Source organism: Nocardia sp. NPDC060220, from assembly GCF_042727815.1.
Taxonomy (GTDB): domain Bacteria; phylum Actinomycetota; class Actinomycetes; order Mycobacteriales; family Mycobacteriaceae; genus Nocardia.
On record NZ_JBHWZY010000874.1, the window covers coordinates 1 to 2,808 of the forward strand.

Annotated in this window: 1 protein-coding gene; it reads left to right on the forward strand. The window is 71.4% G+C overall.

The window, feature by feature from the left end; all coding sequences use genetic code 11:
* Positions 1-16 precede the first annotated feature (16 nt).
* Positions 17-2,808 (forward strand): BTAD domain-containing putative transcriptional regulator (locus tag ACFWF3_RS31070; RefSeq protein ID WP_379317284.1); only part of this gene is annotated, 2,792 nt, incomplete at its 3' end.

A 2,808-nucleotide genomic window follows, 5' to 3' on the forward strand; every position in this document is an offset into this window, starting at 1 on the left:
GTTTAGGGTGGGTGACATGCGTTTCGGAGTGCTCGGTCCCTTGGCGGTCTGGACCGACGAGGGACGATCCGTGCGGGTTCCAGAGCTCAAGGTGCGGGTTCTGCTCGGCGCGCTGCTGGTCGAACCGGGCCGGATCGTGCCCACCGACCGGCTCGTCGAGCATCTGTGGGATACGGCCCTGCCCGCCAACCCCGCTGGTTCGTTGCAGACACGAGCCTCACAATTGCGCCGGGTTCTCGGCGACGCCGAGGTGGGCGGGCGCGAGCTGCTGGTCTCACGCTCCCCCGGCTACCTGCTCGAGGTCGCCGACGGCTCGGTGGACTCCCAGACCTTCCAGCGTGTGCTCCATCGGGCGCGTGCCACCGACGACACCGCCACTCGGGCAACGCTTCTCACCGAAGCACTGGCGTTGTGGCGGGGCGAGGTCCTGGCCGACCTCGCCGATCACGAGTTCGCGCGAATCCCGGTGCTGCGGTGGGAGGAACAGCGCCTCACCGCGGTCGAGGAACTCGCGCAGACCCGGATCACCCTCGGCGAGCACGATCAGGTCGCCGACGAACTCGGCGAACTCACCGAGCTCCATCCGCTGCGGGAACGGTTGCGCTCGGCCCACATGCTGGCGCTGTACCGATCGGGACGACACGGCGAAGCCCTGGAAACCTACCGTCGGCTGCGCGAACACCTCGCCGAAGAGCTCGGACTCGATCCCAGTCCCGAGCTCACCGCATTGCATCGTGCTGTGCTGGAACAGGATCCGGCTCTCGGCGCGCCCGCGCGGCCCGCACCCGCGACACCGGTGACACCACGCCGGAACCTGCCCGTCGCGCCCACCTCCCTGATCGGGCGCGCGGACGATCTCGCCGCGGTCGAGGCGCTGGTCACTGCCGAACGACTGGTGACGCTCACCGGGCCGGGCGGTGTCGGCAAGACCCGCCTGGCACTGGCCACCGCGGCCGTGCATCCGGCGCGCGACGGCGTGCTGTTCGTCGAGCTCGCCGGACTGTGCCTGGGCACTGACACCGACAGCGCGCTGACGACGATCACCGAAGTCGTGGCGGGCGCCTTCGATGTCCGCGACGATTCGGCCGGTTCGAGCCCGTTCCCCGCGCCCGGCAACGGCACTCAGCTCGACCATCTCGCCGAGGCGGTGCGGGCCAAGCAGGTGCTGCTGGTGCTGGACAACGGCGAGCACGTCGCCGACGCGGCCGCCACGGTGGTGTCACGCCTGCTCGCCGCCGCACCGGAACTGCGGGTGCTGGTCACCAGTCAGGTGCCACTGAATATCGCGGGCGAGCACATCCGGCCGGTGGCGCCGCTGGCCCTGCCCACCGCACCCGCTGCCGGACCGGGGTCGCGCGAGGTGGAAACCTCACCTGCCGCACAGCTTTTCGTCGAACGGGCCCGCTCGCGCGCGCCCGGCTTCGCCGTCACCGACGACAATGCGGCGGCGATCGCGACGATCGTCACCCATCTCGACGGCCTGCCGCTGGCACTGGAACTGGCGGCGACGCGGGTCCGCGCGCTCGGGGTGCACGTGCTCGCCGAACGGATCGAGGACCGTTTCACACTGTTGTCGTCCGGCTATCGGGACGCACCCGATCGCCAGCGCACCCTGCGCGCGGTGATCGACTGGAGCTGGGAACTGCTCGATGAGCCAGAACGTGCTGTGCTGCGGCGGCTTTCGGCCCACGCCGACGGCGGCACGCTGGAATCGGCCGAAGCCGTCTGCGCCGGTGGCGACATCGCGGTCGCCGAGGTCGCGGAGTTGCTCGCTCGTGTGGTCGAGCGCTCCCTGATCATCACCCCCGCCACCGATACCCGCCCGCGCTACCGGCTGCTGAAGTCGGTCGCCGCCTACGGTGCGGACCGGTTGCGCGACAGCGGCGAGGAATCCGACACACGAGGGCGCCATCTCGCCTACTACCTCGCGTTCGCCGAACTGGCCGACCAGCACCTACGCACCGGTGACCAGCGCCGCTGGCTGTCTCGGCTCGACGCGGAGTCGGCCGACCTGCGACGGGCACTCGAGACCGCCCGTGCCGCGGGCAGGTCCGAGGACGCGCTGCGGCTGGTCAACGCCCTCGCCTGGTACTGGGTGATGCGCGGACGCCTCGCCGAGGGCATCCGGTCACTCGGCATCGCTCTCGCGGTATCCGGCGAGACCGAGCCCGCCACACGCCGGGTTGCCCTGTTGTGGCGCGGCGCTCTCGAGATCGGCGCCGGCCGTACGGTCGATTCTCTGCCGGCCCTCGCTGCGCGACCCACGCCCGCCGAACTGCGTGCCCGCTGGTACCTCGCGCACGTCTACTCCGGATTCGCCGCCCACCAGGGCATGGACGACGCGGCCCACCTGCGAGATGCCTTCGCCGACAACGCCGATGACTGGGGCATCGCGGCGGCCTCGGTGTCGCTGGCGCGCGACGCCTTCGCCCGCGGCGACCTGATCGGCCTGAGCGAGCACGCCGAGCGGAGCCGGGAGCTGTTCGCGAAGGTGGGCGATCGCTGGGGTCAGGCCATCGCCGGATTCCTGCTCGGCAGCCACGCCGAGGTGACCGGCGACCTCGACACCGCCCGTGACCACCACCGCGGCGCGCTGGCCACTGCCGAGGAACTCGGCCTGTGGACCGAAGTCGGCGAGCGGCTCACCTCGCTCGGCCGGATCGCGCTGCTGCGCGGTGAGCTCGACCGCAGCGCCGAACTGCACGAACGGGCCCGTCGGGTGGCGGTCGACCAGGGACACCTCGTCGGGGAAGAATCCGCGGTACTCGGGCTCGGTCTGGTCGCGCTCCGCCGCGGCGACCTGGAGGC